The organism is Pseudomonas sp. PICF6 (assembly GCF_009831705.1).
GTDB classification, from domain to species: Bacteria; Pseudomonadota; Gammaproteobacteria; order Pseudomonadales; family Pseudomonadaceae; genus Aquipseudomonas; species Aquipseudomonas rhizophila.
On sequence record NZ_WUUD01000032.1, the window covers coordinates 239799 to 247766 of the forward strand.

Sequence of the window (7968 nt, forward strand, 5' to 3'; positions counted from 1 at the left end):
TGCGCAACGACACTGCCCGATGACGAGCGCTTCGCACTCGAGCGGGGATAAATCCCCTCGCCACAATGAAATGGGGCAGGACGGAAATTATGCATAACCCCTGCGCCGTCATCCCGGTCTACAACCACGAAACCGCCGTCGCGACCGTGGTGCAGGCACTGCTCGCCAACGGCTTGCCCTGCGTGCTGGTGGACGACGCCAGCAGCCCGGCCTGCGCGGCGGTATTGGAGTGGCTGGCCGAGGGCGAGCAGGTTCATCTGGTCAGGCTGGCGGTCAATCAAGGCAAGGGTGGCGCGGTGATGACCGGTCTGCGGGAAGCGTCGCGCCTGGGCTTCAGCCACGCCCTGCAGGTCGATGCCGACGGGCAACACGATCTTGGCGACGTAAGGAACTTCCTCGAGCAATCCCGCGCTCACCCGGAGGCGGTGATCTGCGGTTATCCCCAATACGATGAGAGCGTGCCCAAAGGCCGCTTGTATGCACGCTACCTGACGCATGTCATGGTCTGGATCAACAGCCTGTCCCTGCAAATCCGCGACTCGATGTGCGGGTTTCGGGTCTACCCCTTGCCACCGGTCCTGACGCTGATCGATTCGACGAACATTGGCAAGCGCATGGATTTCGACTCCGACATCCTGGTGCGCCTGGCCTGGCGCAATCAACCGATGCGCTGGTTGCGTACCCGGGTTCACTACCCCTTGGACGGGGTTTCGCACTTTCGCCTGTTCCACGACAACGTACTGATTTCCAGCATGCACACCCGGTTGTTCTTCGGCATGCTGGTGCGCTCCCCCCTGATTCTCTGGCGACGGTGGCGAACATGAGCCTTGAGACAGACAAGCAGCACTGGGCTGATCGCCAGGAGCGCGGCAGTTTCTGGCTGATGAAACTCACCGCGTTCGCCGCCAAGGTATTGGGCCGCCGCTTATTGAGCCCGCTGCTCTACGGCATCGTCCTGTACTTCTTCATTTTCGGCCGCAGCGCCCGACAGGCAGCCTGGCAATACCAACAGCGCCTGGCCGACTGGAGCGGCCGCACCGAGCTGCGCCCAAGCCATTGGCGAGTGTTCGGGCAGTTCATGGCGTTTGCCGACTCCCTGCTGGACAAGCTCGACGTCTGGAACGGCAAGCTGAGCCTGGAACAGATCGAAATCGTCGATCCGGCATTGCTGCGCAATCACTTGCGCGACGGCCGTGGGCAGATGCTGGTGGGCGCACACCTGGGCAACCTGGAAATGTGCCGGGCCCTGGCCGAGCTGGGCGAGAAAGTGACCATGAACGTGCTGGTGCACACCAAGCACGCCGAACAGTTCAATCGTTTGCTGGGGGAAGCCGGCGCCACGCATCTGCGGCTGATCCAGGTCAGCGAGCTGGACCCGGTGATCATGCTGCAACTGAGCGAACGCCTGGAACGCGGCGAGTGGCTGGCGATAGCCGGCGACCGCATACCGCTGCACGGCGCACGCACTGTGACCGTGGACTTCATGGGTCGCCCGGCGGCATTTCCCCAAGGGCCCTGGCTGCTGGCCGGGCTGCTCAAATGCCCGATCAACCTGCTGATGTGCCTCAAGCACGAGGGACGCTATCGGGTCACCCTCGAACCCTTCGCCGAGGCCGTGGTGTGGAAACGCAGCGACCGCGAGCAGGTCATCACCCATTGGGCCGGCCTCTACGCCCAGCGCCTGGCGCACTATTGCCTCCAGGCACCGCAACAGTGGTTCAACTTTTACCCTTTCTGGAAGACCGATGACGATGCCCACTCTTGAGCCGGTAACCTTCGGCGAACGCCCCTTGCGCATCGAGGACGTACTGGCCCTGGCCAATCGTCAGGTGCAGACGCGGTTGCAGGATGATCCGGCATTCCGCCAGCGCATCGCCAAGGGTGCGCAATTCCTCGACTCTTTGCTGGACAAGGAAGGCGTGATCTACGGCGTGACCACCGGTTACGGCGACTCCTGCGTGGTGGCCGTGCCGTTGCACCACGTCGAGGCCCTGCCCCGTCACTTGTATACGTTCCACGGTTGCGGCCTGGGCAAACTGCTGGACCCGCAGGCCACCCGCGCCGTGCTGGCCGCGCGTTTGCAGTCGCTGTGCCACGGCGTGTCCGGGGTGCGCGTGGAACTGCTGGAGCGGCTCCAGGCCTTTCTCGAACATGACATCCTGCCGCTGATTCCGGAAGAAGGCTCGGTGGGCGCCAGCGGGGACCTGACGCCCCTGTCTTACGTCGCCGCCACTCTCTCCGGCGAGCGGGAAGTGATGTTCGCTGGCGAACGCCGCCTGGCCGCCGACGTGCACCGCGAACTCGGTTGGACTCCGTTGGTGCTGCGGCCCAAGGAAGCCCTCGCGCTGATGAACGGCACCGCCGTGATGACCGGCCTGGCCTGCCTGGCCTTCGCCCGCGCCGACTACCTGTTGCAACTGGCAACCCGCATCACCGCGCTGAACGTGGTCGCGCTGCAAGGCAACCCGGAGCACTTCGACGAGCGCCTGTTCGCCGCCAAGCCGCATCCGGGGCAAATGCAAGTGGCCGCGTGGCTGCGCAAGGACCTGGCGATCGACGCCCCCACCGCGCCGCTGCATCGCCTGCAGGATCGCTACTCCCTGCGCTGCGCCCCCCACGTGCTTGGCGTGCTGGCCGACAGTCTGAACTGGCTGCGTTCATTCATCGAAATCGAGCTCAACAGCGCCAACGACAACCCGATCATCGACGCCGAAGCCGAGCGCGTACTGCACGGCGGGCATTTCTACGGCGGGCATATCGCCTTTGCCATGGACAGCCTCAAGAACCTGGTGGCCAACGTCGCCGATCTGCTGGACCGCCAGCTCGCGCTATTGGTCGACGAACGCTACAACCACGGCTTGCCGAGCAACCTGTCCGGCGCCAGCGCCGAGCGAGCGATGCTCAACCATGGCTTCAAGGCGGTGCAGATCGGCACCAGCGCCTGGACCGCCGAAGCCTTGAAAAACACCATGCCGGCCAGCGTGTTCTCGCGCTCCACCGAATGCCACAACCAGGACAAAGTGAGCATGGGCACCATCGCTGCCCGGGATGCGATCCGCGTGCTGGAACTGACCGAACAAGTGGCCGCCGCGACGCTGCTGGCCGCCAACCAGGGCGTGTGGCTGCGCAGCCGTGCCGAAGATGCCCGACCGCTGCCGCCGGCCTTGGCCGACATGCACGAACAGCTGGCCGTGGATTTCCCGCCAGTCATCGAGGATCGCGCTCTGGAAGGCGAATTGCGCCTGTGCCTGCAACGCATCGCCGAACAACACTGGAGGCTGCATGCGTAGCCAAGGGGTGTTGCACGTCGAAACGCAGATCGTGGTGCCGTTTTTCGATGTCGATTCGATGAACGTGGTCTGGCATGGTCATTACGTCAAGTACCTGGAAGTGGCCCGCTGCGCCTTGCTCGACCTGATCGGCCACAACTACAACGACATGCTCGCATCCGGCTATGCGTGGCCGGTGATCGACCTGCAACTGCGCTACGTGCGCAGCGCCGTGTTCGGTCAGACCCTGACCGTGCGCGCCAGCCTGGTGGAATGGGAGAACCGCCTGAAGATCAATTACCTGATCAGCGACGCAGCCACGGGTGAACGTCTGACCCGCGCCAGCTCGGTGCAAGTGGCGGTGGACGTCGCGAGTCGCGAAATGCTGCTGGCCTCGCCGCGGGTCTTTGTCCAAGCCGTCGAGAGGAAACTACCGTGAAACGCCTGTTCATCTGGCTGCTGCTGTGGGGCCTGGCGCCCTTTGCCCAGGCGTTCGACTTGCAACAGTTGAGCGAACAACTGGCGCGCCCGGACGTGATCCACGGCCAGTTCATCCAGGAAAAACACCTGCGCGCCCTGCCCCAGCCGCTCACCAGCAAGGGCCGTTTCGTATTGGCAAAAAACCATGGCCTGCTGTGGCTGCTGCAAACCCCGCTGCAGCAGGATTACCGCATCACCCCCCTGGGAATCGCCCGGCGCGATGGCGGCACCTGGCAGACACTGCCGAACAAGAGTGCCGGCGCCGAGCAGAATCGTTTGTTCCTTGCGGTGTTACAGGGCGACAGCAGCGGCCTGCAACGGGACTTCGACCTCAGTCTGTCGGGCCAACCGCAGCAGTGGAAGCTCACCTTGACCCCGCGCTCGGTGCTGCTCAAACAAATCTTCAACCAGATCAACATCGATGGCGGCGAACTGGTGCAGCGTATCGAACTGCTGGAAACCCAGGGTGACCGTACCGTGCTGCGCATGCAAAACAGCACCAGCGCGAAAGCCTTGAGCGAAGCGGAGCAACATGACTTTGCCGAGTGAACACAAGCTGCCGCGACTGTTCCTGATTCTGCTGTTGGCGGTGATGGCGCTGGCCGGTTGGCAGTGGCGCAATGGCGCGCCGCTGTCGGCCAACCTCATGGAGCTGGTGCCCGGTACCGCTCCTGATGCGCTTGAACTCATCGCCGAACAACGCATGCAAGAACCCCTCAACCGCGAGGTGCTACTACTGGTCGGGCACACCGAGCGCCAACAGGCGATCGCTTTGGCGCAAACCCTTGGCGAGCAATGGCAGGCCAGCGGTTTGTTCGACAAGGTCCAGTGGACGTTGCAGGCCGACCTGCCGGCCTTGCGCGCGCAATTGCTCAAGGGGCGGCTGGCAATGCTCTCGGCCGCGGATCGGCAACAACTGATCGATCAGCCCCAGGCCTTCATCCAGCAACGGGTGCAGGCGCTCTTCGATCCGTTCAGCGGCTTCAGCCTGGTGCCGAGCCAGGACGACTGGCTGGGCCTGACCGGGCGCATCCAGAACAGCCAGCCCCAACGCGGTGCGATACAGCTGGACGTGGGCAGCGGCGCGCTGATTGCCGAAGCCGACGGCAAAAACTGGGTGATGCTGCGGGCCCGCACCCATGGCAACGCTTTCGACATGGACCTGCCGCTGCAAGTGGCCGACCTGCTGCAACGCAGCCGTGATCAGGCGGGCCTGGCCCAAGGGCAATTGCTGGCGGCCAGCGGCCTGCTGTACGCCGCCAGTGGCCAACAACAGGCTTCGCGGGAAATCACCTGGGTGGGCGGCGGGGCGACAATCGGCATTTTGCTGTTGCTGTTGCTGGCCTTCCGACGCTTGCGAGCGTGGCTGGCATTCGTGCCGGTACTGGTGGGTATCCTGTTCGGCACGGTGGCCTGCGTGGCGCTGTTCGGTCGCATGCATGTCATGACCCTGGTGCTGGGTTCCAGCCTGATCGGTGTGGCGGTGGATTACCCGCTGCACTACCTGTCCAAAAGCTGGAGCCTCAAACCGTGGCGCAGTTGGTCGGCCCTACGCCTGACCCTGCCGGGACTGAGCCTGAGCCTGGCGACCACCTGCATCGGCTACCTGGCCCTGGCCTGGACGCCGTTCCCGGCCCTGACCCAGATCGCGATCTTTTCCGCCGCCGGTTTGATCGGTGCTTACCTGACAGCGGTTTGCCTCTTGCCGGCACTGCTCAAGGGCGTGGACTTACACCCGGCCCAGTGGCCGCTGCGGCTGTGCGAACACCTGCTCAGGGCGCGCGAAGCGTTGCTGGCGCGGGTGCGAACACCGGTCTTGTTAGGGCTCTTGCTGATCTTCTGCGCCGGCGGCCTCTGGCAACTGACCACGAAAAACGACATTCGCCAATGGATCGGCACGCCTGAGCAGTTGACCGACGAAGCCCAGGCCATCGCCCGTATCACCGGCTTCCAACCCACCAGCCAGTTCTTCCTGATCCGCGCCGATAATCAGTCACACCTGCTGGAACGTCAGACGGTGCTCAACGAGCGGCTGGAGCAGTTGATTGGCCTGGAGAAGCTGGAGGGCTACCTGTCGCTGAACCAACTGGTCAGCCCGCCCGCCGAACAGCAGAAAGTGCGTGACGCCCTGGCCCGGTTGCCGGCGTTCTGGCAACCGCTGCTGGACCTGGGAGTGCCGGTCGCCGCACTGCAAGCCGAACTGACGCAATTGCAGGCCTTGCCGGTGACCGACATCGATACCGCACTGGCCGGCCCCCTGGCCGAACCGTACCGCACACTCTGGCTCGGCCCGACGGCGGAGGGCGTGGCGGCGGTGGTCAGCCTGCAAGGCTTGAATGATGCAGCGCTGCTCAGGGTGCAGACGCTGGATCTGCCCGGCGTACAACTGGTCGATCGCCTGGGGGACCTGAACCGGGTCTTTGCCGCCACGCAAGTCAGCGCCGCCGAATTGAAACTGGCCTCCTGCGTGCTCATCCTGCTGTTATTGACCTGGCCGTTCGGTGTCGGCGGCGCCCTTCGTGTCGTCGCGCTACCGTTGCTGGCGGCGCTGTGCAGCCTGGCGAGCCTCGGCTGGCTGGGCCAGCCACTGACCCTGTTCGGCCTGTTCGGTCTGTTGCTGGTCACCGCCATCGGTGTCGATTACGCGATCCTGATGCGCGAACAGATAGGCGGCGCCGCGGTGAGCCTGCTGGGCACCCTGCTGGCGGCAGTCACCACCTGGTTGTCGTTCGGCCTGTTGGCAGTTTCCAGCACGCCAGCGGTGAGCAACTTCGGCCTGGCGGTCAGCCTGGGGCTGGCCTTCAGTTTCATGCTGGCGCCGTGGGCCGGGCATCAGACCCACGCGGCAGCGGTTACGGAGCCGGCCCAGTGATCATCCTGATGTTCTGGCTCATGGCTCTGGGGCTGTTCGCGGTGGCGACAGTCATCGGTCGTCGCTTCGGACTGATCCCGATTGTCAGCCAACTGCTGTTTGCGACGCTTGGCCTGCCGTTGCTGATGTACTTCTGGATCGAACCAGGCTGGCAGCTCAACGGCGCGCAACTGGTGGCGCCGGTGTGGCTGAGCAATCTCTACAGCCTCGCCTTCGCCCTGTTGCTGGGGCACATCCTCAGCGACGTGATCGACCTGCGGCTGGACCGCCAGAGCGTGAAAGTCGCCCTGCCCAGCTTCGGCGTTCCATTCGCCTGCGGTTTGGCGACCGCGCTCTGGCTGCTACCGCCCCAGCCCTGGATCAGTTCCCTGGCGGTGGGGCTGCTGTTTGCGATCACCGCCATCCCGGTGCTGTACCTGTACCTGCGTCACATCGACTACCCGCCCGCCGCCACACGGCGCCTGGTGCAAACCGCGATTCTGATCGACTTGATCTGCTGGAGCCTGTTCGCCCTGGCCCAAGGCAGCCTGCACCTGGCCAGCCTGTTGCTGCCGTTGGCCGGTGCCTGTGTGCCGCTGCTGTTGCGACTGCTTGGCCTGCGCCAGCCGCTGCTGCACAGCGGGATCTTTTTCGCCCTGCTGGTGGTGGCCGAACACTACCGGCTCAACGCGCTGATTGTCGGCATCGGCTATCTGCTGTGCATGGCCGCGCTCAAGGTGCCGCTGGTGTTGCCGCTCAACGCAAACTGGATGCAAGGTTTGCAGACCTACCTGGCGATCCCGCTGATCCTCACCTTCGGCATCGTGCAGATCAACGTCCACAGTGCCCTGAGTCGCCTCGACTGGCTCCAGATCGGCGCATTGCTGCTGTTACCCATCGCCAGCAAACTGCTGGGCAACTGGCTGGGACTGGGCTGGGCCGGGGCCTCGTTCCCGGGCGCCAGTCGCTGGCGCGAAAGTGTCTTGCTGAACATTCGCGGCTTGAGTGAAATCGTGTTCCTCAACCTGCTGTTACAACAACAGCTCATCAGCCCGGCGGTGTACTTTGCGCTGATGCTGATGGGCCTGATCGCGACATTGCTGCCGGCCCTGGCCGGCTTCCACCGTATTCCCTCGATTGCCGTCCCGGCCAGGAGCTCCAGTGCCAACAGTTGAAATGGAACGTCGACAGGTCGTCGTCATCGGCGCAGGTCCCTCTGGCGCTATCGCCGCCGCGCTGCTCAAGCGCAAGGGCCACGATGTGCTAGTCATCGAGCGCCAGCATTTCCCACGGTTTTCCATCGGCGAAAGCCTGTTGTCCCATTGCCTGGACTTCGTCGAAGAGGCCGGCATGCTCGAGGCGGTGAAT

At 64.1% G+C, this 7968-nt stretch carries 8 protein-coding genes; all 8 read left to right on the forward strand.

Annotated elements, in window-relative coordinates; genetic code table 11:
• The first annotated feature begins 89 nt into the window (after positions 1-89).
• Positions 90-824: a glycosyltransferase family 2 protein gene (locus GSM73_RS21645; protein WP_160893778.1), complete on the forward strand. Its 735-nt coding sequence runs from the start codon at positions 90-92 to the stop codon at positions 822-824.
• Positions 821-1765, forward strand: coding sequence for a glycosyl transferase (locus GSM73_RS21650; RefSeq protein WP_047225941.1), 945 nt, complete (start codon positions 821-823; stop codon positions 1763-1765). The genes GSM73_RS21645 and GSM73_RS21650 overlap by 4 nt, the downstream gene beginning before the upstream one ends.
• Positions 1746-3290 carry a histidine ammonia-lyase gene (hutH, locus tag GSM73_RS21655; RefSeq protein WP_047225942.1) on the forward strand — a complete coding sequence of 515 codons (1545 nt, stop codon included), beginning with the start codon at positions 1746-1748 and terminating at the stop codon, positions 3288-3290. Before GSM73_RS21650 ends, hutH begins: the two co-directional genes overlap by 20 nt.
• On the forward strand, positions 3283-3708 hold the full coding sequence (locus GSM73_RS21660) for a thioesterase family protein (RefSeq protein WP_076382963.1): 426 nt from the start codon (positions 3283-3285) through the stop codon (positions 3706-3708). The genes hutH and GSM73_RS21660 overlap by 8 nt, the downstream gene beginning before the upstream one ends.
• Positions 3705-4298 carry an outer membrane lipoprotein carrier protein LolA gene (locus tag GSM73_RS21665; RefSeq protein WP_047225944.1) on the forward strand — a complete coding sequence of 198 codons (594 nt, stop codon included), beginning with the start codon at positions 3705-3707 and terminating at the stop codon, positions 4296-4298. The genes GSM73_RS21660 and GSM73_RS21665 overlap by 4 nt, the downstream gene beginning before the upstream one ends.
• Positions 4282-6621 carry an MMPL family transporter gene (locus GSM73_RS21670; RefSeq protein WP_047225945.1) on the forward strand — a complete coding sequence of 780 codons (2340 nt, stop codon included), beginning with the start codon at positions 4282-4284 and terminating at the stop codon, positions 6619-6621. The genes GSM73_RS21665 and GSM73_RS21670 overlap by 17 nt, the downstream gene beginning before the upstream one ends.
• Before the next feature lie 8 nt (positions 6622-6629).
• Entirely contained in the window at positions 6630-7775 is a 1146-nt protein-coding gene (locus GSM73_RS21675; RefSeq protein WP_218575797.1) for a sodium:proton antiporter, read from the forward strand.
• Positions 7762-7968, forward strand: a 207-nt coding sequence (locus tag GSM73_RS27730; RefSeq protein ID WP_372241402.1) for an NAD(P)/FAD-dependent oxidoreductase, incomplete at its 3' end; no start/stop codon positions are given. The genes GSM73_RS21675 and GSM73_RS27730, both read left to right, overlap by 14 nt.